18 protein-coding genes are annotated in these 22,572 nt (G+C 69.0%); 4 read left to right on the plus strand and 14 right to left on the minus strand.

Features of this window, described 5'->3' with window-relative positions:
- Positions 1–27: 27 nt before the first annotated feature.
- The 7 genes from KV110_RS33845 to KV110_RS33875 all read right to left on the minus strand — a co-directional run bounded on the left by KV110_RS33845 (position 28) and on the right by KV110_RS33875 (position 11,852).
- Entirely contained in the window at positions 28–747 is a 720-nt protein-coding gene (locus KV110_RS33845) for a DUF6875 domain-containing protein (protein ID WP_246634147.1), read from the minus strand.
- Complete coding sequence (locus tag KV110_RS33850; protein WP_246634148.1) at positions 744–5,033, minus strand: amino acid adenylation domain-containing protein; 4,290 nt, start codon at positions 5,031–5,033, stop codon at positions 744–746. The genes KV110_RS33845 and KV110_RS33850 overlap by 4 nt, the downstream gene beginning before the upstream one ends.
- Positions 5,034–5,252: 219 nt before the next feature.
- A complete protein-coding gene (locus KV110_RS33855) occupies positions 5,253–6,017 on the minus strand; it encodes a sirohydrochlorin chelatase (RefSeq protein ID WP_218471222.1) in 765 nt (254 codons plus the stop codon).
- A 76-nt stretch (positions 6,018–6,093) separates the two neighbouring features.
- Positions 6,094–7,323, minus strand: a complete 1,230-nt coding sequence (locus KV110_RS33860; protein ID WP_218471223.1) for a uroporphyrinogen-III synthase — start codon at positions 7,321–7,323, stop codon at positions 6,094–6,096.
- A gap of 4 nt (positions 7,324–7,327) precedes the next feature.
- Entirely contained in the window at positions 7,328–7,729 is a 402-nt protein-coding gene (gene nirD, locus KV110_RS33865; RefSeq protein WP_218471224.1) for a nitrite reductase small subunit NirD, read from the minus strand.
- Between the two features lie 64 nt (positions 7,730–7,793).
- Positions 7,794–10,304, minus strand: a complete 2,511-nt coding sequence (gene nirB, locus KV110_RS33870; RefSeq protein WP_218479224.1) for a nitrite reductase large subunit NirB — start codon at positions 10,302–10,304, stop codon at positions 7,794–7,796.
- 291 nt (positions 10,305–10,595) lie between these two features.
- Positions 10,596–11,852, minus strand: a complete 1,257-nt coding sequence (locus KV110_RS33875) for an MFS transporter (RefSeq protein WP_246634149.1) — start codon at positions 11,850–11,852, stop codon at positions 10,596–10,598.
- A 65-nt stretch (positions 11,853–11,917) separates the two neighbouring features.
- On the opposite strand from KV110_RS33875, the gene KV110_RS33880 reads away from it, so the two are divergent.
- Both KV110_RS33880 and KV110_RS33885 read left to right on the plus strand, forming a co-directional pair.
- Complete coding sequence (locus KV110_RS33880; protein ID WP_218471225.1) at positions 11,918–12,589, plus strand: FadR/GntR family transcriptional regulator; 672 nt, start codon at positions 11,918–11,920, stop codon at positions 12,587–12,589.
- Positions 12,590–12,803: 214 nt separating this feature from the next.
- On the plus strand, positions 12,804–14,294 hold the full coding sequence (locus KV110_RS33885) for an MFS transporter (RefSeq protein ID WP_218471226.1): 1,491 nt from the start codon (positions 12,804–12,806) through the stop codon (positions 14,292–14,294).
- A gap of 77 nt (positions 14,295–14,371) precedes the next feature.
- Here the strand turns inward: KV110_RS33885 and KV110_RS33890 are convergent, their stop codons facing one another.
- The 3 genes from KV110_RS33890 to KV110_RS33900 all read right to left on the minus strand — a co-directional run bounded on the left by KV110_RS33890 (position 14,372) and on the right by KV110_RS33900 (position 17,911).
- Positions 14,372–15,226 carry a TIGR02569 family protein gene (locus tag KV110_RS33890; protein WP_218471227.1) on the minus strand — a complete coding sequence of 285 codons (855 nt, stop codon included), beginning with the start codon at positions 15,224–15,226 and terminating at the stop codon, positions 14,372–14,374.
- Positions 15,227–15,322: 96 nt separating this feature from the next.
- The gene (moeZ, locus tag KV110_RS33895; RefSeq protein WP_218471228.1) at positions 15,323–16,507 is read right to left on the minus strand and encodes an adenylyltransferase/sulfurtransferase MoeZ; all 1,185 of its coding nucleotides are present in this window, start codon (positions 16,505–16,507) and stop codon (positions 15,323–15,325) included.
- 120 nt (positions 16,508–16,627) lie between these two features.
- Positions 16,628–17,911, minus strand: a complete 1,284-nt coding sequence (locus KV110_RS33900) for a DUF3152 domain-containing protein (protein ID WP_425518170.1) — start codon at positions 17,909–17,911, stop codon at positions 16,628–16,630.
- Positions 17,912–18,091: 180 nt separating this feature from the next.
- On the opposite strand from KV110_RS33900, the gene fasR reads away from it, so the two are divergent.
- A complete protein-coding gene (fasR, locus tag KV110_RS33905) occupies positions 18,092–18,748 on the plus strand; it encodes an HTH-type transcriptional activator FasR (protein ID WP_218471229.1) in 657 nt (218 codons plus the stop codon).
- A 72-nt stretch (positions 18,749–18,820) separates the two neighbouring features.
- Here fasR and KV110_RS33910 read toward each other — a convergent pair whose 3' ends face one another.
- On the minus strand, positions 18,821–19,048 hold the full coding sequence (locus KV110_RS33910) for a DUF3107 domain-containing protein (protein WP_218471230.1): 228 nt from the start codon (positions 19,046–19,048) through the stop codon (positions 18,821–18,823).
- 160 nt (positions 19,049–19,208) lie between these two features.
- The gene (locus tag KV110_RS33915) at positions 19,209–19,760 is read right to left on the minus strand and encodes a YceI family protein (protein WP_218471231.1); all 552 of its coding nucleotides are present in this window, start codon (positions 19,758–19,760) and stop codon (positions 19,209–19,211) included.
- Positions 19,761–19,862: 102 nt separating this feature from the next.
- On the opposite strand from KV110_RS33915, the gene KV110_RS33920 reads away from it, so the two are divergent.
- Positions 19,863–20,678 carry a helix-turn-helix transcriptional regulator gene (locus tag KV110_RS33920; protein WP_218471232.1) on the plus strand — a complete coding sequence of 272 codons (816 nt, stop codon included), beginning with the start codon at positions 19,863–19,865 and terminating at the stop codon, positions 20,676–20,678.
- On the opposite strand, the gene KV110_RS33925 is transcribed toward KV110_RS33920, so the two are convergent.
- Positions 20,675–21,364 carry a ferritin-like fold-containing protein gene (locus tag KV110_RS33925; protein WP_218471233.1) on the minus strand — a complete coding sequence of 230 codons (690 nt, stop codon included), beginning with the start codon at positions 21,362–21,364 and terminating at the stop codon, positions 20,675–20,677. The two genes, KV110_RS33920 and KV110_RS33925, sit on opposite strands and share 4 nt — an antisense overlap.
- 109 nt (positions 21,365–21,473) lie before the next feature.
- Positions 21,474–22,538, minus strand: coding sequence for an alpha/beta fold hydrolase (locus KV110_RS33930; protein ID WP_218471234.1), 1,065 nt, complete (start codon positions 22,536–22,538; stop codon positions 21,474–21,476).
- Positions 22,539–22,572 lie beyond the last annotated feature (34 nt).

Consider the following 22,572-nt stretch of genomic DNA (forward strand, 5'->3'; position numbering starts at 1 on the left):
TATCAGGCTTGCCGAGACCTCCGGCATTCACCGGGCGTGTTCGCCTGCCGAGTGAACGCGCAGGTCGGTAATGGCGTCGTCGGCGACATCGGTCATCTTCAGGTGTTCGGCAATCGACCAGCGAAGGCGCCGGGGCAGGTCGGGCGCCACCTGCGTGAGATACGAGTACAACCATTCCGTGCGCTCGACCAGGAACGGGAAGTCGGTGTTCATCATCTTCCGGATCACCAGCATCGGCAGCGGGGCATCGAGGGGGTGGAAGTCCTTGTTCCACAGGCCGGATACGCCGCAGCCGGGGTAGAACTGGCCGAGCATCAACCCCTGCCGCACCACGGCGGTCTTGCGCGCCAGGTGCACGGTATCGATCGTCGCGTAGCGGGTGAGGCCGGGAAAGCTGGTGACACAGGTCAACATTCGGGCGTCCTGCCCCGCCTCGGCCCGCAGTGCGCGGTAGACCTCGAAGGCATCGTCCACCGCCGCGGTCATGGCCTCGACGGTTACCTCGTCGCCACCCGGCACGACGGCCGCCCACAGACTGTGCCGCGCCATCGTATGGCGGACAAAGGGGCACACCGGCCCGTCTCGGCCCAACTCCGGATGCGGCTGGACCAGATGGTCGCCGAGGTAGCGAATCAGGACGGCGGCGTCGGGGTTCCGCCGCGCCCACTCGCCTGGATCGTCATAGACATTGCGCCACGCCAATCCGGTGCGCGCACCGATCTGCGAGCGCGCGTGCGAGTCGGTCACGGCGCGCTCCGCGCCGCGACGGGTACGGCGACGCGCTCGAGATGACGGGCCAGGATCGGGCCGATCACCTCGACCACGGCCGCGTTGGTGAGCTGGGCGTGGGTCGCCTCTACCGGGTGCTCGATGAGGTCGCCGGTGACGAACGGGCGCCAGATGTCGGCGCCGAACAGTTCGGTCGGACCACGGGTGGCCGAAAAGTAGAGTAGGTCACCGTCGAAGACGCCAGGGCGGTAGCCGTGCGAGAGGGCGACACCGTCCACGTAGCCACGGTGCAGTCGCTCGAGCTGCGTCTCGGACAGGCCGGTGCCGAATGACGCACCGGCGCGGGCCAATTCGGCGGCGGCCTCGGCGGCGGTCAGCTCGGGTGCGGCGTCGGCATCCGCCGGTTCGTCACCGAGCAAGTGCGTCAACAGGTCTCGCATCCTCGGCACCGGCGGCGGATCCGCGCCGTCGGGAAAGACGACGCTGTCCAGCATGGCCAGCGCGGCGACCGAGGCGCCGCGGTCACGTAGCCGCACGGCGATGGCATGCGCGATCTGGCCACCCAGCGACCAGCCGAGCAGGTGATACGGGCCCTCCGGCTGAACGCGGAGCATCGCATCGACGTAGCTGTCGGCGAGCTCATCGATGGTGCTGATGGCGCGGACGGGACCGGTCAGCGTCGGTGCTTGGAGCCCGTACACCGGGCGGTCGGTGACGTAGCGGGCCAGCCCGGCGTAGCACCAGGCGAGCGGGACCGCGGAGTGCACGCAGAACAGCGGCGGCCGAGTTCCCTTGCCGCGCAAGGTGAGTAGCACACCGAGGGCGTCGTCGCTCGCGGCATCGACACCGTCGTAGCCGGTGATGCGATCGGCGAGTGCCTCGACCGTCGGCGTGGTGTAGAGCCAGCGCACCGTCACCGGGACCTCGGTCGCGGCCGCCAGCTCGGCCGAGACCGCCACGCCGAGCAGGGAATTCCCGCCGATCTCGAAGAAGTCGTCGTCCAAGCCGACCCGGTGCTGCCCGGTCGCCCGGCCCATGTGCTCGGCGACCAGCCGCTGTGTCGTTGTCTCCGGAGCGCGGTAGGGGCGCGGCGTCGCCACCGGTGTCGGCAAGGCGGCGCGGTCGACTTTGCCGTTGCCCGACACCGGCAGTCGGTCGAGTTCGATCAGCGCCGACGGGACAAGCGCCGCGGGCAGCGTGTCGCGCAGTCTGCGCACTGTCGCGGCGGAGTCGAACGGACTTCCCTCGGCCGCAACCACGTAGCCGACCAGTCGCGCTTCCGGCCGCCCGGCATCGGCGACGGTCACCACCGCGTGCGCGATCTCCGGTCCCGCGAGCAGCGCCGTCTCGATCTCGGCCGGTTCGATCCGCCGCCCGCGCACCTCGACCTGGCCGTCCACCCGCCCGAGGAATTCGAACGCGCCGTCGGGGCCCGCGCTGACCAGATCGCCGGTGCGGTAGAGCCGTTGCCCGATGCCGAACGGGTCGGCGACGAACCGTACTGCGGTGCCTGCCGGGTTACGCAGATACCCGTCGGCGACACCGATGCCACCCAGGTACAGCTCGCCTCTGGCACCCGGCGGCACCCGCGTCAGCCGCGAATCGAACACCACCGCGAGCACTCCCGGCAGCGCCGCGCCGATGGTCACCGGTTCGCCGGGCGTCATGGGTCCGGTTTGCGTTGCCATGACGGTGGTTTCGGTCGGCCCGTATCCGTTGAACAGCCGGACGTGTGGCGCCCACTCGCGGACCAGTTCCGCCGGACACGTCTCGCCGCCGACCACGACGGCTCGCAGTCCGGGCAGGTCGGTCGGCGACAACGTGGCGAGAACCGCTGGCGTCGTGAGGAAGTGGGTGCCGCCGCTGTCCGCGATCAGTCGCGCCAGCGCCCCGCCCGCGATCACCGACGGCGGTTCCACGGCCAGTCGCGCACCGGCCGCGAAGCAGGCGAGGAGTTCGAGCAGGTGCGCGTCGAACGAGGGCGCGTGCGCGTGCAGGACGACCGAATCCCGGCCGACACCGTAGTGTTCGGTGATGTAGTCGGTCAGCGACCCGAGTCCGCGATGGGTGACCAGCACGCCTTTCGGCGTCCCGGTGGTGCCCGAGGTGTAGATGAGGTACGCCGGGTGGTCCGGCCGCAGTGACCGCGGCCGTTCGTCATCGGCGATCGGCGTGCCCGCCAGGCGCTCGGTCTCCGCTATCGCCCGCGGATCGTCGAGGACCAGCCAGTGCGTGCCACATCCACCCACGCTCTCGTCGGTATCGCCGTCCTGCCGTGCCGCGTATCCGGTGTCACACGGCAGGCCGTCCCGCACGGCCACCACGGTAATCCCCTGGCGCGCTCCGGAATCCGCGATAACGGTGGCGATCCGGTCGGCGGGGTCGGCGGGGTCGACCGGCACGAAACAGGCGCCGGATTTCGCCACCGCCCACAGCGCGAGCACCGACTCCAGCGATCGCGGGATGGCGATCGCGACGAACTCGCCGGGCCTGGCACCGCCCGCCATGAGTTGGCGGGCCCATTTGGACGATGTGTCGTCCAGCTCGCGGTAGGTCATCGTCCGGGCGCCGTCCTGTACCGCGACGGCGTCCGGCACGAGACCGGCGCGTAGCAGGTCGGGCAATACCCGGACCGGACCTGCCGGATCAGCTGCCATCGGGGCGGGCAGCGCGAGATCCAAAGCCGGTATCGGGCAATCGGATTCGGCGGCAAGGAAGTGGGCGAAGTAGTCGAGGAACACGCGATGCTGCCAGGCGACCAGGTCGTAGCGGTAGCGGGCCGGATTGGCGTGGAAGTCGATGCTGATCGAGCGCTCGTCCGGACCGGCCTGATAGCCGTTGACCAGCAGGTCCTCGACCGGGCCCAGGGAGAGCAGGCGCACCTGTCCGGTCAGCGACCCGAGTCCGAACGGCTCGGTGAACCCGAGCACGTTGACCACGGGTCCGAATCCGCCGCGCACCACGTGGTGCTGCCCGCGATCGCGCTGCATGTCCTCGTACCGGTAGCGCTGATGGCGCAGCGCGCCGATCACCGTCGACCGCACCTGGGCGATCACCCCGCCGACCGTGCCGGTGTCGAGGCCGGTCAGCCGCAGCGGCACCACATTCGACATGGAGCCCGCCGAGCGGCGCAGCGCCGCGGTGGGACGTGCGGTCACCGGCATGGTGAGCGTGACTTCGGCGCTGCCCGTCATCCGAGCCAGGTAGCAGGCGAAGGCCGTGATGGCCAGTTCCGGGAAGGTGGCGCCGTGCCGGGCGCGGGCGGCGGCGAGCAGTTCCGCCGTCGCGGCGTCCATCGTCGCGGTCACCCGGTGTGGGCGCGGCTCCGGTGCGGCGGGCCGCCCGGCCAGGCCTATCGGTTCGCCGAGCGTGGCGAGTTGGTCGCGCCAATAGTCCCGGTCGGTCGAGGCGCGGGCCGAATCCTGGTATTTGCGTTCCTCGTCCAGCAGCTCCGGCACCGTCAGCGGGCGAACCTCCTTCGGCGGCGCCACACGCGCCGTTGGCACCGAATTCGGCTCGGCGACGGCGTTGTTCACCGGTCCACCGACATCGGTGATGGTGCGGGTGGAACCCGCTGGCATACCGCACGATTCGCTGTCGCCGACCTGGCTCGCCGAGCGCCACAGCACCCGCGCGGTCGCCCGTCGATGACCACTGCCCGACTCGGGGGCAACTCGCCCAGGCGTACCGCCACCGGCCGAAGGGCCCGATCCGTTCCCGCCGGAAGGATGACCGTTGGTGGCACTCAGCCCGTGCCCCGCAAGGACTTCCGAGCGGTAGAGCTCGCCCGTGCGCCGCAGCACCGCCGCCGCGCCCACCCCGTCGAGGACGATGTGGTGGCTGCGCAGATACAGCAGGTGATGATCCGGCGCCACCTGGAACACCGTCGCGACCGTGAGATCGTCGGTGAGCGGGTCCAGCGGCGAACTGTAGTCCCGTTCCATCTGCTCCTGCGCCGCGGCGATCGGGTCGGCGTGGTTGGTCAGATCCGCGAGCCGAATCGGCAGCTCCGCCGCGGTGTCGACGTACTGCCGCGGGTAGCCGTCGACGACGCGGAAGCGCAGGTGTGGCGATTGAAGTTCGCGGGCCGCGCGGCGGGCGCACCGCAACATCAAGCCGACATCGAGGGGGCCGGACAGATCCAGATACATCGCCACCGTGATCGGCACCGCCGGCTGCAATTGCTGCGCCACCCACCAGCGCAGCTGCGCCGTCGATAGTGGGTACATCGACTGTGCCGTGGCGTCCGTGCGTTCGAGGGACATGGCCTCGCGTGGCACGGCGTCGTCGGCTCCGGTCAACACGCCTCCCTCGGATTCGGAAAGCCACCGCTGAATCTTTTCTCGGGCAAACTTACGGCATCCATGCCCGAACGCGGCGTTATTCCAGCGCAATCGGCGCGTGCGAGGGCACTGTCAGCGCAGATAACCGGGACCGACCTCGTCGGATACGCCTCGCTGCGGCGGAGAATCCGCACCGGGCATACCCCGCGCTACGCCGATCGAAGCGCCTCGGCGCCGACCTCAGGACGCGGTAGAAACCCAGTCCCGCGCGGCGGCGCGGTAGCGGTCGGCGATCAGCCGGACCACGGCGGGATGGACGCCGATGGGCTCGGCGACGCCGTCGGCTCCGGCTTCGTGCAGCCGCTGCTGGAACAGGCCGTGCGCCAGCAGGTAGGACGCGATGAACACCCGCTCGGAGCCGGAGTCACGGAGTGCGGCAACGATTTCCGGAACTCGGGGTGCGCCGGTGGCGATGTAGCCGAGGCGGACCGGGGCGTCGAGGCGTTCGGCGAGCATGGCGGCGGCGCGGCGGACGTCTTGGCGGGCACGGGAATCGGAGGACCCGGCCGCGGCGAAGACGACCGCGTCGCCGGGACGCCAGCCCGCGGTGCGCAGGCGCATGGTTATGATCCTGGCCAGTGCCGGGTCCGGGCCCATGGCCGGGGTGACCGCTACGGCGGGATGGCCGCTGTCGGCCACTTCGCGGGGAACATCCTGGTACACGTGGTAGCCGGAGGCGAGGAAGGCCGGAACGACCACGGCGGGAACGGATTCCCCCGCCGCACCGCGCAGATCGCGCAGCACCTCGGCGGGTGAGGGTCCGAGCACGTCGACGAAAGCGGTCCGAACGGCAGGCGTGGGTGGCATCAGCGGAGACTCGGCGTCGCGCCCCGAAACCGCGACGCCGAGCTCCCTGGACACCGCCTCGGCCAGCGCGGCGATCATCTGGACGCCACGGGTGCTTCTGGTGCCGTGCGCCACCAGCACCAGAGCGGGGGCGCTCACGACTCCACCTCGCTGACGCTCGGCTCCGTCGTGCGCCCAGGCGCGCTGTATATCTGGTTCGCTCGCTGACGCTCGCTCACAACGTCCCCATGGTCTGCACGTATCGCGTCGGAGCACCGGCGCCGGGAACCTGCGGCCCGGACAACTCCGGCCGCGGGTTGTTGTCGATGCACTCGGACGCGTCGAGGGCCAGCCGGTAGCCGCGCTTGACCACCGTCTGAATCGCCTTGGGTGCGCCCAAACCGGCGCGCAGCCGGGCTATCGCGGTCTCCACGGCGTGGGTGTCATCACCGCCGCCGGGCAGGGCGGCGAGCAGGTTCTCCCGGGAAACGACCCGGCCGGGCTGCCGGGCCAGCGACCGCATCAGCGCCATCGGCGCGGGCGCCAGCTGGCGCACCTCGCCGTCGACCACGACGCAGCCGCCGCGCACGCTGAGCGTGTGCCCGGCGGCGTAGATCCGATTGGCCCGCCGCGGCAATTCCTCGGCCACGTGCCTCGCCAGTGCGCCGAGCCTGGCGCGTCCCGGCATGGAGGTCGCCACGCCGAGCTCTTCCAGCGGCGCGGCGGTGATCGGGCCGACACACGCGGCGAGCACCCGGCCGCGCAGCGCGTGCAGCACGCCTTCGAGCAGTCCGGTTTCCTTGGCGCGCATCAACATCGACGCCACCGCGGGTGCGCTGGTGAACGTCACGCAGTCCAGGTTGGCGGTGACGATGGCCTCGATCAGCTGGTCCATCGGACCCTGATCCTCCGGCGGCATCCACCGGTACACCGGCACCGGCACGACATCCGCACCGGCGCAACGCAATACCTCACAGAAGTCGGGTACCGGCTCCCACTCGGTGGTGGCGCCGTGCAGCTGCACCGCGATCCGGACCCCTTCGACGCCCTCGGCGAGCAGGTGGTCGAGCACCTCGGCCGACGATTCCGAGGCGGGCGACCATTCCTCGCGCAATTCGGCGGCGCGGATGGCGCCCTTGGCTTTCGGGCCGCGGGCCAGCATCCGGGTGGCCGCGAGCGTCGCGCGCAGTTCCTCGGCGATCCCCCAGCCCTCGGCCGCCTCCATCCAGCCGCGGAAACCGATGCCGGTGGTGGCGACCGTGAGCTGCGGCGGTTCGACGATGAGCTGGCGGGTCACCCGCTCCAGTTCGGTGTCGTCGGCCAGCGGAATGATGCGGATGGCGGGCGCGGACACGATATCGGCACCGCGCCGGACGAGCAGGGTGGCGAACTCGTCGGCTCGTCTGGCCGCCGTGATGCCGATGGTGAAGCCGGCAAGACAGCCGCCAGTGTCGATGGTGGTCATGCGTTCATCCGTCCGAAGAGGCGAGCCCGCCGGGTACCGGCTCGTTGGAGATCGAAACGATGCCGTCGGCTACGCGGACCGCGTATACCGGCAACAGCGCCGATTCGTCGTCCAGGCAGCGCCCGTCGATCAGGGAGAACGCCTGCTTCAGCAGCGGCGAGGCGACGACGGGGACGCCGCCGCGGTCGCCGACGATGCCGCGCGACATCACCGCCGCACGGCCGAACGGATCTATATTGCCGACGGCGTAGAGCGTGCCGTCGCTCAGCAGGAACAAGGCCGCCTGGCGGCCACCTTTCAGCAACACCGCAACGCCGCGGCCGGGGATCAGGTAGTCGAGCCGGCACGCCTGTGTCCAGCCGGTAGCGGTAGCTGCGGCAATACCGGGGGTATCGATCACGGTCATCGGTGTCATCCTCCAAACGCCTTACCCATTGGTACAGGCGTCCTGTTTCTATGCGGTTAAGCCGTCATTTCCCGTGCGTGGCGACCGGGATATCCGGCATACCCAGCAACACCGGCACCTTGCGTTCCCCGGTTTCGTCGAACGAAATGGTCGGATCGGCCTCTTCAGGGGCATTTACGAAGGAAACGAAGCGCGACAGCTTCTCCTCGTCTTCCAGCACCGCGGCCCATTCGTCGCGGTAGCCGGCGACATGCTGGGCCATGGTGGCCTCCAGCTCGTCGGCGATGCCGAGGCTGTCCTCGCAGACGACCTGCTTGAGGTAGTCGATCCCGCCTTCGAGTGATTCCTGCCACGGCGCGGTGCGCTGCAACCGGTCGGCGGTGCGGATGTAGAACATCAGGTACCGGTCGATGTACTTGATCAGCGTCTCGTCGTCGAGGTCGCCGGCGAGCAGCACCGCGTGCTTCGGGGTGAGGCCGCCGTTGCCACCGACGTACAGGTTCCAGCCGTGCTCGGTGGCGATCACGCCGACGTCCTTGCCGCGCGCCTCGGCGCATTCCCTGGCGCAGCCCGACACGGCCAGCTTCAGCTTGTGCGGGGAACGCAGTCCGCGGTAGCGCTTTTCCAGCAGCACCGCCATGCCGACCGAGTCCTGCTGGCCGTAGCGGCACCAGGTGGAGCCGACACAGCTCTTCACCGTGCGCAGCGACTTGCCGTACGCGTGCCCGGATTCCATGCCGACGTCGACCAGCCGCTGCCAGATCTGCGGCAGCTGTTCTACGCGGGCGCCGAACAGGTCGATCCGCTGACCGCCGGTGACCTTCACGTACAGGCCGAAGTCCTTGGCGATCTGGCCGATGGTGATCAGCTGATCGGGGGTGACCTCACCGCCGGGCATCCGCGGCACCACCGAGTAGGTGCCGTTCTTCTGCATATTGGCCAGGAAGTGGTCGTTGGTGTCCTGCAGCGCGGCCTGTTCGCCATCGAGGATGTGCTCGCTGGAGGTGGAGGCCAGGATGGAGGCGACCGTCGGCTTGCAGATATCGCAGCCGGTGCCCTTGCCGTGCTTGGCGATCAGGCCGGAGAAGGTGCGGATGCCGGTGACCTGGACGATCTGGAACAGCTCGGCGCGGGACTGGCTGAAGTGCTCGCACAGCGCCTTGGACATCTCGACGCCGGACTGCTCGAGCAGCTTCTTGAGCATGGGAACACAACCGCCACAGGAGGTTCCGGCGGTGGTGCAGCTCTTGATGCCCGCGATGTCGCACGCGCCGTCGGCGATGGCGCCGCAGATCGCACCCTTGGACACGTTGTTGCAGGAGCAGATCTGCGCGTCGTCGGGCAGCGCGTCGGCGCCCAATTCCGCACCGGCGGGCGAGATCAGCGCGGCGGGCTCGGCGGGCAGCGGACGCCCGACCAGCGGGCGCAGCGCGGCGTAGGCAGTCGCGTCGCCGACGAGGATGCCGCCGAGCAGGATCTTGGCGTCATCGGAGACAACGAGTTTCGCGTAGGTGCCCTTGGCGGCGTCGTGCAGCACCACCGACAGCGCGCCCTCGGTGGTGCCGTGCGCGTCGCCGAAGCTGGCCACATCGACACCGAGCAGCTTGAGCTTGGTCGACATGTCCGCGCCGGGGAATTCACCCGCGCCGCCGAGCAGCCGGTCCGCCACGATCTCGGCGGTGGTGTAGCCGGGTGCGACGAGGCCGTAGCAGGTGCCCTCGACCGCGGCGCATTCGCCGATGGCCCAGATGTTCGGATCGGAGGTCCGCAGCCCCAGATCGGTGATGATGCCGCCGCGCGGGCCGACCTCGAGGCCGCTGTCCCTGGCGATCTGGTCGCGCGGGCGGACACCCGCCGAGAACACGACCAGCGAGGCTTCGATCACCGAGTCGTCGGACAGGTTGACCCGCACCCCGCCGCCCGCTTCCTCGATCGAGGAGGTGCCGACGCCGGTGTGCACGAACAGACCGAGGTCGGTGACCAGTCGCTCCAGGATCGCGCCGCCGCCCTCGTCCACCTGGGCGGGCATCAGCCGCTGGTTGTACTCGACCACATGCGGCGTGAGACCGAGCTGCCGGAGCGCGTTCGCGGCCTCGAGGCCGAGCAGCCCGCCGCCGACCACGACGCCGACGGCACCCGGCCCGGCTGCCTCGGCGGCGGCCCTGATGCCGTCCAGATCGTCGATGGTGCGGTAGACGAAGCACTCCGGCCGGTCGTGGCCGGGCACCGGGGGGACGAACGGATAGGAGCCGGTGGCCAGCACCAGCGCGTCGTAGGCGATGGTGTCGCCCGCCGACGTGGTGACCTTGCGGGCCTCCCGGTCGATCGCCTCGGCGCGTTGCCCGAGCCGCAGCTCGACCAGCGCGTCACCGGCGTACTCGTTGCCGGGCAGCGCCAACGCGGCGGCGTCCCAGGTACCCACATAGGAGGACAGGCCGACGCGGTCGTAGGCGGGCAGCCGTTCCTCGCTGAGCACGACAACCTGCCACTGCCCGGCCTCGTCCCGCGAGCGCAGCGCCTCCACGAACCGATGCCCGACCATGCCGTGGCCGACGACGACCGCGGTCTTGCGCAGGGCTGGTTCGACTGAACGATTCGTCGACGTGCTCAAGAGGGGCCTCCAAAGATCCGGTTGGCCCCACGGTAGGTAACGGGTATTGCCGCAATGCTGCGCGAAATGACCGGCGTATCAACGGTTGCTCACGGGCGCCCGGCGCGGCGGGTGAGCTCGGCGCAATGTTGCGCGGCGGTGACGCAATTGTTTCCGCAGGTCACGACGAGACGGACTCGGCGATCGTCAGCCGGTGAGGGGTGCCGCGGACAGCATGAACGCCACCACACCACCCCCGCAACTCGACCGAGGCGGTCAGCTCCAGGTGTCTTCCAGCATGCGCGGCTTGCATGCCTGCCAGGCACCGGTGAGCAGCACCAGCACCGCGACGCCGAGCAGGGCGAACGGGGCGAGCCAGCCGTCGGTCACCGAGTGCAGCACGCCGAACAGCAGCGGACCGACACAGGCCACCGCGTAACCGACGCCCTGGGTGAAGCCGGATAGGGCGGCGGAGCCACCCGGCGTGCTGGTGCGCAGGTTGATCAAGGTCAGCGCCATCGGGAAGGTGCTCGGGCCGAGACCGAGCAGCACCACCCAGAGGATGGGCACGCTCATCGGCGCGACCAGCAGCCCGACGAAGGCGGCGACGAAGAAGACCGCGCAGCCGACCACCACGGGGAACGGATTACGGAATCGCGTGACGACTGTCGGCGCACTGAGTGCCGCAAACAGACCGACGACCGCGAACAGACCCAGCATCGAACCGCCGAACGCGGCGCTTGCTCCGGCGTCGCTGAGGATCTTGGGCAGCCAGGTGAACATCGCATAGGTGATCAACGACGTCATGCCGAACATGCCCGCCATGCCCCAGGCGACCGGCGAGCGCCAGACGCGTCCGGTGCGCGGTGCGTCGGTGGGCAGGGCGGTGGTGTCGTCGCGATCGCGGCCGCGCCGGTCGCGCAGCACGCCGATCCACGGCACCGCGGCCGCGAAGCCGAGGACCGCCCACAGTCCGAGCGAGATCCGCCAGCCGTGCGCGTCGGCGACCGGGACCGCGACGAACGCGGGCACCACGGTGCCGAGCTGCACCATCATGATGTACAGCGAGCTGACCACCGCGAGCCGATCCGCGAAGTACCGCTTCACCAGCGGCGGGATCACCACGTTGCCGATGCCCATGCCCGCAAGCGCGAGTGCGGAGAAAACAAGGAGTTCGGCAGTGCCGGACAGCAGCACCCGGACCAGTTGGCCGACGCCAGCCATCAGCATGGCGATCATGGCGGTGCGTTCCAGCCCGAAGCGGCGCACGAGCAGCGGAGTGAGCAGGCCGGACAACGCGAACATCGCGGTCGGGATCATGCCGAAGACGCCGACAATTGCGGTTCCGTAGCCCACGTCGTCACCGATGCGTTCGGCGAGCGGACTGAACGCGGTGACCGCGACCCGTAGCGTCAGCGCCGACATCACAATGGCGGCAAGAACGAGCAGACGACCCTCCGTCAGCGCACGTCGGCGCTGCTCGACCAGTGTGGATTCCTGTCCGGTCTGAGTTTTCTGGAGGGTTGCAGTCACTGCGAAATCATAGGATGACAGGATGATAGGAGGCAACGATTTGTGATGAGCGGTACTCTAGGTCGGTGCAACCAGTCCGGCGCACCAGCCTCATCGCCCAGGTCACCGAGCAGCTGCGTGCCGAAATTCGATCCAGCCGTTGGCCCATCGGGTCCCGCATCCCTACCGAACCGGAGCTCACCGAGCTGACCGGGACGGGTCGAAACACCGTGCGCGAGGCCGTCCAGGCCCTCGTGCACGCGGGGATGTTGGAGCGACGCCAAGGCTCGGGAACCTACGTGATCGCCTCCTCCGACCTCGGCGGCACCCTCGGCAAATATTTCGCCGATGCCGAAGAACGTGACGTCCTGGAACTGCGCCTGGCGCTGGATACCACGGCCGCCGCGCTGGCCGCGCGCCGCCGCGACGACGCCGACATCGCGAACCTGCTGCAGCTGCTCGCCGAGCGCGACAAGGCGTGGAACGACGACAGTCCGGCCGCGATCGAGTCCGACGTCGAGCTGCACCGCGCGATCGTGGTCGCCAGCCACAACGCGGTCTACCTCGAGTTCTACGATTCGCTGCTGCCGATCATCGAACAGGTGATCCGGGCGCGAACGCTGAAGTCCGACGACTCCTACCCCGAGGAGCACGCCGAATTGGTGCACGCCGTGATCGACGGCGACCCCGAGCGAGCCGCCTCTGCGGCGAGCTGCTTCCTCAACTCACTCATCGCCGAGTACCCCGACGTGCGATAACAGCGTTATTCCGGTCGAAATGACGCCAGGTAACCCACTTTTCACTGGCCGTCCGTTTCGCATGTGAGTCGGAATTGCCTGGAACGTCACGCGTAGCCACGGTGCCGCAACAACCGGCCCCTACGTTGTGAAACGACCGTAGCTAGGCAACTCGACTCCGCCGGCGGCCTCGTGCCGCGATGAGGGCCGGTCGAGTGCGAACGAGAGGAAGCCGATGACTGCCATCGCAGCCGCCACCGGCACCGAAACCCCTTCGAGCACACAAACCTTCCAGCATCAGACGCGGGGGCGCTGGCTGGACCACTGGGAGCCGGACAACCTGAAGTTCTGGGAGTCGGGCGGCGCGAAGACCGCGCGCAAGAACCTGATCTTCTCGGTGTTCGCCGAGAACCTCGGCTTCAGCGTCTGGGTCATCTGGGGCAGCGTGGTCACCAGCATGGGCGCCGCGGGCTTCCCCTTCCTGGAGGGACTCGGCAAGGGCAACCCCACCGCGGTGAGCAACGCTCTACTGCTGTCGTCGACCCCGACGCTGGTCGGCGCCGCGCTGCGCATCCCGTACACCTTCGCCATCCCGAAATTCGGCGGCCGGGCATTCACCGCGTTCAGCGCGGCGATGCTGCTGATCCCCACCCTCGGCCTGGTGTACTTCGTCAACCAGCCGGGCACGCCGATGTGGGTCTTCATGATCCTGGCCGCACTCGCCGGTGTCGGCGGCGGCAACTTCTCCTCGTCGATGGCCAACATCAACTTCTTCTTCCCCGAGGGCAAGAAGGGCGCGGCCCTCGGCATCAACGCGGCGGGCGGCAATCTCGGTGTCGCGCAGACCCAGCTGGTGCTGCCACTGCTGATCACCCTCGGCACGCACCTCACCGCCAAGGACGCGGCGGGCTACCGCTTCGGCATCACCCTGTCCGTCCTGGTCTGGATCCCGTTCATCCTCGTCGCGGCCGTCGGCGCCCTGCGCTATATGGATAGCGTTGCCAGCGCGAAGTCCGACGGCAAGTCCTATCGGATGGCGTTGACCAACAAGCACACCTGGGTGATGGCGGTGCTCTACATCGGCACCTTCGGCTCGTTCATCGGGTTCTCCTTCGCCTTCCCGACGCTGATCAAGGCCAACTTCCCGGAGCTCACGAAGATCGGCTGGATCAGCACCATCGGCAACCTCGCCTTCCTCGGCGCGTTCGTCGGCTCGTTCAGCCGTCCGTTCGGCGGCTGGGTCTCCGACAAGGTCGGCGGCGCGAAGATCACCGTCTACGTGTTCGGCGGCATGGCGGTCTCGGTCGCCATGATCATGGCCGCGCTGGAGCTGAAAAGCTTTCCGCTGTATCTGATTTCATTCCTGCTGCTGTTCGTGATGACCGGCATCGGCAACGGCTCGACCTACCGGATGATCCCGACCATCTTCAGCGCGATCTCGAAGAAGTACGCCGCCGAGCACGGCCTCGACCTCACCGAGGCGACCGCGTCGGCCAGGCGTCAGGCCGGCGCCGCGATCGGCGTGATCGGCGCGGTCGGCGCCTCGGGTGGTTGGCTGTTGCAGCAGGCGCTGCGGCTGTCGAACATCCACTACCACACGATGGCGCCCGCGTTCTGGGCGTATGCCGGGGCGTTCCTGCTGATGGGCGCGGTCACCTGGTGGTTCTATCTGCGGTCCTCGTTCGCGGTCGGCCGCTCGCCTTCGCTGGCCTACGCCAAGGTGTAAGCGGCGCAACGCGTATCGAATCTCGGCCGTCGAAAGTCATTGAGCCGCAAGGCTCGGGCTTTCGGCGGCCGACTTTTCTACAGCAGCAGGCGAACCATGTCCGCCGTGCGCGCCAAACCGGGGAATGCCTCCGGCGTCGACCGCGGGTGCAGCGCGTGCACGGCGAGCCGGAACATGACCGCGCGCAACAACATCTGCGGCCACTCCGGCAGATCCCGCCAGCGTTCCAGCAGTCCGTCGTCGGCACCGCCCCAGGCCAGCGCGTCCACCACGATCACCCCGGCCGCCCACGGCGCTGGCCGCCAGTACGGCGTGATGTCGGTGAGGCCGGGAGTGAAGGTTCCGGCGAACAGCACCGTCCCGAACAGGTCGCCGTGCACCAGTTGGGCGGGTGTCTGCACCGGCTTACGCAGCGTGGCCAGCTGGCCGATGAGTTCCATGCTGCGCTGGCCGTCCGGTGACTCGGCAGAGGGCAGCGGGCCACCCGCGCGCAGGCTGCGCAGCGGCACCGCCTCCCAGGCGGCCCGGTCGGCGGCGACGAACACGTCCACGTCCACCCAGGGCGCGACCGGCGGCTGGACCAGGAACCGGGGCCGCTCGAGGTGCGCTGTCGCCTGATGCAGCCGCAGGGACACCGAAACCACCTCGTCGTATCGGGGTTCCGGGGTGCCTTCCAGGTAGGTGTCGGCGCGCCAGCCGGAGACGACGTAGCGGCCGTCGGTCGCGCGCACCGGGCGGGCCAGGCGCAATCCGTCCACCTTGAGCGTTTCGCGGACCTTCGCCGACCACGCCGCCCGCGCGTGATCGGCGACCGGGCTGAGCACCACGTCTCCGAAGCGCCAGCCACCCTCCCAGTCGCCCAAGGTAACCGGGGTCACTTCGCGCAGACCGAACGTGGCACGCACGTGCTCGGGTGGTTCCACAGAAGTCACGGCCGTACCGTACCGCCGGTGTGGACGCTGTACAGCACGCCGCGCCGATGCGCAACCCCGGCCGCTCGGACCGGGGTCGCACCCGCCATCAGTCGATCAGTAGACCGGCAGCGACGGGTCGATCTGGCGGGCCCAGGCGATGACGCCACCCTGCAGATGGGTGGCGTCGGCGAAGCCCGCCTGTTTGAGGGCGGCCAAGGCTTCGGCGGAGCGGACACCGGTCTTGCAGTGCAGCACGATCGGACGGTTCTGCGGCAGCTCGGACAGCGCCTCACCGGACAGGATGCGGTCCTTCGGAATGAGCTTGGCGCCCTCGATGTGCACAATGTCCCACTCGACCGGTTCGCGCACGTCGATGAGCTCGATCTCCTTGCCCGCGTCCAGCAGGTCCTTCAGCTCGCGCGCGGTGACCGTCGAACCGGCCGCGGCGGCCTGGCCCTCCTCGGACACCACCCCGCAGAACGCCTCGTAGTCGATCAGCTCGGTGATCGGCTGACGTTCCGGGTCGCGGCGCAGCTTGATGGTCCGGTAGTTCATGTCCAGTGCGTCGTACACCATCAGTCGGCCGAGCAATGGCTCGCCGATGCCGGTGATGAGCTTGATCGCCTCGGTCACCATTACCGAGCCGATGGACGCGCACAGCACGCCGAGCACGCCGCCCTCGGCGCAGGACGGCACCATGCCCGGCGGCGGCGCCTCCGGATAGAGGTCGCGGTAGTTGATGCCACGACCGTCCGGCGCGTCCTCCCAGAAGACCGAGACCTGGCCCTCGAAGCGATAGATGGAGCCCCACACATAGGGCTTGCCGGCCAGCACCGCCGCGTCGTTGACGAGGTAGCGGGTGGCGAAGTTGTCGGTGCCGTCGACGATCAGGTCGTAGTCGGCGAACAACTCGACGGCGTTCTCCGGCTCCAGCCGGATCTTGTGCAGTCGCACGTCGATGCCGGAGTTGATCTCGAGGATCGAATCACGCGCGCTGTCGGCCTTCGGACGCCCGATGTCGGACTCGCCGTGGATGATCTGGCGCTGCAGGTTCGAGGCGTCCACCTCGTCGAACTCGACGATGCCGAGGGTGCCGACGCCCGCGGCGGCCAGGTACAGCAGCGCCGGGGAGCCGAGCCCGCCCGCGCCGATCACCAGCACCTTGGCGTTCTTCAAGCGTTTCTGCCCGTCCACACCCAGGTCGGGGATGATCAGGTGACGGCTGTAGCGGGCTACCTCGTCCCTGGTCAGCTCCGCGGCCGGCTCGACCAGTGGCGGCAGGGACTTTGGTGATGACACGTCCAGGACTCCTCGAATCGAATGGGTCGATCTCGTTGTGCAACACCCGCGACCGGACCGTTCTTCCCGTCCTATCGTCGCGCACCCGGTCCGGGGTCGACTGCGGGGGTCGACCGCGGGTCAGCCGCGGGGGTAGGGCCAGGGGTTGAAGCGACAGCGTTTGCCGTCCATCGGGACGACGCCGTCCGGCTCCAAAGTGGCGATGTCGTTGTTCTTGGTGCCGAAGGTCTGCTGCATCATCACCGGGGCCAGGCCGCCGTCGGTTTCGCACGCCTGATGCTGGTGGTAGCCGATGGCGTGGCCGACCTCGTGGTTGATCTGGTACTGCCGGTAGGAGCCGATATCGCCCTCGAACGCGACCGCGCCACGCACCCAGCGGACCTCGGAGAGCACCACCCGGCCGAGGTCGGAGTTGTAGCAGGACGAGTCGATCGGAATCTCGAAACCGCAGGCCTTGCGGGTGGACTCGCGGGAGGTGAGGGAGATGCGGAAGTCGGTGTCACCCTGGTCGACCCGGCGGAAGGCGAACTTTTGGTCGTGCGTCCAGCTCTTCGGGTTGGCGAGGGTGGATTCGACCAGCTTCGCGACGGACTCGTCACCGCCGAAGACCGTGGTGTCGATGCCGTCCTCGATTTCCACCGTGTAGCGGAAGACGGTGTCGGTGCCGGTGCCGACCTGACCGGTCGAACCGGGCACCACATGCCAAGTGCCCGCGCCCGTTTCGGCGAAGTTGCCGCCCTCGGGCAGTGCACCGGTTGGCAGGTCGGTGGGAAAGTGGCCGTCGCCGGGTGGGGCGCCGATAATGCCCGCGTTCGCGCCGCGTGGACTCAACTGCCCCAGGCCGGGTGCGCCGCCGACCACGACCACCGGATCGCTACCGCGCACCGCGTCGACGACGACCAATACCGTGACGGCGAACAGCACCGGCAACGCGTAGGCCCGCCAACCGTAGGTGGAGACGAATCTGCCCAGGGCGCTTTGCTTTTTGACGCTGCGTTCGGGGCGGCCCCTGGCTCTGCCTTCGGACGGGGCGGTGGGGTCCCAGCTGGCGCGCAGCGGCTGATGGGAGCGGTCCGGCTGGCCGTAGAGGCCGAGCGGATCGTAGATCTCGACGCCGTGGCGATCGCCGCGGGTGCCGTTCGAATCGGGCTGCCCGGCAAGAGGATCCGCGGCTCGGCCGGAGCCGTTGGGGCGGGCGGCGGGATCGGGGCGGCGGCGGCCCGATCGGTCCTCGGCATCGAGCGGTGGCGCAGCGCCGGTGCGGGCGGCTGCGCCCGGTCGAGCTTCGGGGCCGGACCTTGCCACGGGTTCCGACACTACGGAACCGGGCGCGCCGGGGCCAGCGCGGCGGCGCAGATCGCGCCCACCGCCGGACGGCCGTTCCGGTCGCTCGCTCACGATCACCAGGTTCTCACAAGTGGCAAGTGCCACCGTCGGGCACACCACTACCGCCGGTAGGTGCGACATTTCTCACCGCGTCGAACCAGTTATCCGGGCCCGGTCTGCGGGCAGGCAACAACCGAGTATCGTTCTTGGGATACCCGGTGCACACCCCTTGCCGGGGAACCAACTGGGAGAGCCGAAATGACTGACCTCGTGGACCGGATGGCGTCCCGTAGATCGTCGTCCGAGCCCGCCAAACGCGGCACCCGGCTTCCGCGTGACGAGCGACGTCTGCAGCTACTCGCGGCGGCCAGCGAAGTCTTCGTGCAGCGCGGCTACCACGCCGCGGGCATGGACGAGATCTCGCAATGCGCGGGCGTGAGCAAGCCGGTGCTCTATCAACACTTCACCAGCAAGCTGGAGCTCTATCTGGCGGTGCTGCAGAACTATGTGGACATGCTGGTCTCCAGCGTTCGGCAGGCGCTGCGGTCGACCACCGACAACCGGCAGCGCGTCCGCGCCGCGGTGCAGGCCTACTTCGACTTCGTCGACAACGAGATGCAGGGCTTCCGGCTGGTCTTCGAATCCGACCTGACCAGCGAGCCGCAGGTGCAGCGCCGGGTCGAGCAGGCCACCGAGGCCTGCGTGGACGCCGTGTTCGACCTGGTGGCGCACGACTCGGGCCTCGACCCGTACCGCGCGCGGATCCTCGCGGTCGGCCTGGTCGGCGCGAGCCAGTTCACCGCGCGCTACTGGCTGGAGGCCGACCGGCCCATCCCGAAGGAGGAGGCTGTCGACACGACCGTCTCGCTCGCCTGGGGCGGTCTGTCGCACGTCCCGCTGCACCCCATCGACTGAGTGCTCGAACAAGGCGAGCCCCTGCATCCGAAGGTTGCAGGGGCTCGTTGCTGTCGGCCTTGGCCGAAGAAATCAGACGGTCGCGAAGCCGACGCGGCCGCTGGTGACGGTGCCGATTTCGACGTAGGCGACCTTCGAGGCCTGGATCAGGAACTTGCGACCCTTGTCGTCGGTCAGGGACACGAGGCCGCTCGTGCCGGTCAGTGCACCGGACACCAGCTCCTCGACCTCATCCGGGGTCTGCGAGCTGTTGATCAAGAGCTCGCGCGGGCTATCCGAAATACCGATCTTGACCTCCACGGCCAACCTCCGAACGTAAGAGTCCTGTGCTGTCCATCCAAGGCTAGTGCAGGGCAACGCCGAGATGGCAGACGGCTGCCTGCGCCGTCAGCGAACATCAGCGGCTAACGCAGGAAAAGGCCCGCACGCCGTTGTGCAGGCCCGCTCCGCGCGACCGGTGCTACTTCGGCTCGATGAGCTGGATCTCGAGCTCGATGTTGACCTTGTCGCTCAGCATGCCGGGCAGCGGGCCGCCGACGCCGAAGTCGGTGCGCTTGATGGTGCCGGTGGCGGAGAATCCGGCGTGCCGGTCGCCGGTCGCGCCGAATTCCTGCACGCCGCCCCATTCGACATCCAAGGTGACCGGCTTGGTGACGTCGCCGAGCGTGGCCGCACCCTCGACCTCGAAGCTCTCCGCGATCTGAACCGGTTGCGTGGCACGGAAAGTCAGCGTCGGACGGTTGGCGACATCGAGGAAGTCGGCGGTGCGGATGTGCGCGTCGCGGTCGGCGTTGCCGGTGTCGAACGAGTCGAGGTAGATGGTCGCGCCCAGGGTGGCGGCGCCGGACTCGTCGACCACGAACTCGGTCTCGAACCGGGTGAATCCGCCGCGCACCTTGGAGATGCCGAGGTGCCGAATGGTGAAGGCCACCGACGAGTGCGCGGTGTCCAGGGTCCAGGAGCCGGGCTTCAGCGACTGGGCGGTGGTGGTGGATTCGGGAGAAGTTGTCATGCCGTCGACCTTTGCCGGACCACGGTCCGTTAACAAGACCTTAGTTATCCTGGACCTGGCAGGGCGAGGCTAAGCCTCCTAGGACGCGGCACGATGGAACTCATGGCTCGCAACGGATTCGCGGAATTCCTCATCGCACGGCGGGCGGAGCTACGGCCCGCCGACGTCGGGCTGCCGGAGGGCAGGCGCCGCCGCACACCCGGGCTGCGCCGCGAAGAGGTCGCCGTTCGCGCGGGGGTGAGCGCGGATTATCTGGCCCGGCTCGAGCAGGGCCGCGACACCAATCCCTCGGTGGCGGTGATCGACGCACTCGCCGATGCGCTGCTGCTGCGCGGCAACGAGCGTCATCACTTCAGCCTGCTAGCCCTCGCCTCGGGCAACGAATCTCGCTGCCCCGGAAGCGAATCCGCCGAGGAGAAGATCGCCGACACGATCCAGTCGATCCTGCGCGCGTTGCAGCCGACGCCCGCCTTCGTGATCGGCCGACGACTGAATGTGCTCGGCTGGAACGCGGCATGGGCGGACTTCGTTTCGCCGCTCGGGCTGCTCGACGAGGGACAGCCGAACCTGGCCAGATACACGTTCCTGCACCCGACCGCGCGGCAGGTGCTGCGCAACTGGTCCGAGGCGGCCGACATCTTCGCCGCCGCGCTGTCGCGCGCCAAATTGCGCTGGCCCGGCGACGATTCGCTGCTGGAAACGATCGACGAGCTGCGCCGCCACCCGGATTTCGCGGCGCGCTGGAAACCGCACCACGTCGGAGCGCACATCTCCGGCACGCTGCACATCGACCATCCGGTGCACGGCCTGGTCGACGTGCCGTTCGAAACCCTCGACGCCGACCGCGATCAGAGCATCATCGTCTGGCTCACCGGTCAGGCGCGCGCCCAGTCCCCCGCGCTGCGCCTGGTCCGCTAGATACCCAGCTTCGCCATGCGCTCGGCATGGCTGGACTGCATCCGCTCGAACAGCGAGGCAATCCCATTGAGATCGCCCGTCGCCGACAGCACCAGCTCGGTCAACTCGTCGCGCTGCGCCATGACGTACTGCGCCTGGGTGATCGCCTCGCCCAGCAGCCGCCTGCCCCACAGGGTGAGCCGATCGCGTTCGGAGCGGCTGCTCTCGACCGCGCGACGCACCTCCTCGACCACGAACTCCGAGTGACTGGTCTCGGCGAGCACGTCGCGGACCACGGCGGCGACCTCGGGGGTCAGCGCGCCTGCGATCTCGGTGTAGAAGTCCGCGGCGATGCCGTCGCCGACGTAGAACTTCACCATCGACTCGAGCCAGGTCGAGGGGTCGGTGGAGGCGTGGTAGGCGTCCAGCGCCCGCACGAACGGCGCCATGGCGTCGAAGATGTCGACGCCGCGCTCGGCCAGCGCCGACTCCAATGCCTTGAAGTGGTCCATCTCGGCGGACGCCATCTTCGCCACGGCGACTTTGCCGCGCAGCGTCGGCGACAATTTGGCTTCCTCGGCCAGCCGGTAGAACGCGGAGATCTCACCGTAGGCGAGCACCGCGAACAGATCGATCACCCCGGGGTGATCGGCGGGGACGGCGTCGGCGGACGAAACACCCAGCGCGGCAGGTGACTGTGCTCCCATGGCCCCAGCCTAGTACCACCCGACCGGCGGCGAACACGCCTCTGCACTGGCACTGCGGACGGTTACGGCCATGGCAGGGGCAGCGGTTGGGCACCCGGTCCGGTTCGGCTCACGCCGCCGACAGGAACTTGTCCAGATACGCCCAGGTCGTGGCGCGAGCATCGGGCCCGGTGAGGATGCCAAGGTGGCTGCCGGGCGCGGTTTCGTAGCGGACGGCGGCGGCGCCGGTGAGGGTCCGGGTACCCGCCTCGACGGCCGCGGCGGGGGTGATCACGTCGGTCGGCCCGCCGACCAGCAGGACGGGCGCGGTGACCTGAGCCAGCTCGATGCGCCGCCGACCTAATTGCACGACGCCGCGACCGATGTCGTTGTTCAGGATCAATCGGCCCCACAGCTGGCCGTAGAAGCGGCCGGGATAGCCGGGCATCGCGGCCATGAAGCGATCGATGGTCTCCATCCGGGCCAGCGTTTCGGTGCGCGCGATATTGCTGGCGACGAACCACGGCCGGGTGAGCTCCCGGTCCCAGGCGGTGATCTTGTAGCCGATGCGGGTCAGTGACGCTGGCACGCCGCCCGCGGCGCGGACGAGGGTCGAGGTCCCAATTCCGCCGGTGAATTTGGCGACGGCACGCAGCTGCGGAATGCCGGTCAGCTTGTCGTAGTCCAGCGGCGCACCGACCGCCGTGATGGACCGGATCGGCAGCTCGGCGTTGGCGGCGGCGGTGAGCAGTGCCAGCGTGCCGCCGAGCGACCAGCCGACCAGGTCGACCGGCGCACCGCCACGGTCGGCGGAGGTGCGCAGCACGGCCTCGGGCAGGATCTCGTCGATCCAGTCCTCGAAGCCCATCCGCCGGTCGGCGAAGCTGATGTCGCCGTAGTCGATGACGTACGGTGCGCGGCCGGTCGCCAGCAGGAAACCGGCCAGGCTCTGGTCAGGGCGCAGGTCGAAGCAGCTGGCGGGGGCGGCCAGCGGCGGCACCAGCAGGACGGTCGAATCCGTTGCGGCCGCAGCGGTTCCGGCGTCGCCCGGCCGGTGCTCGAAGCGGCGCAGCTGCCGATGCGGCTCGTTCCACAGCACCGTCGACGGCGTGGGATCCGGGGCCTCGACGCCAGAACCGAAGGTCAGCGCCCAGGCGTTGCGGGCGGCGGTCGTGACGGTGTCCGCGATATTCACCCCGAGAATGTCTCACATCTCGGTACCGTCGGTA

The sequence above is a fragment of the Nocardia iowensis genome (assembly GCF_019222765.1).
GTDB classification, from domain to species: Bacteria; Actinomycetota; Actinomycetes; order Mycobacteriales; family Mycobacteriaceae; genus Nocardia; species Nocardia iowensis.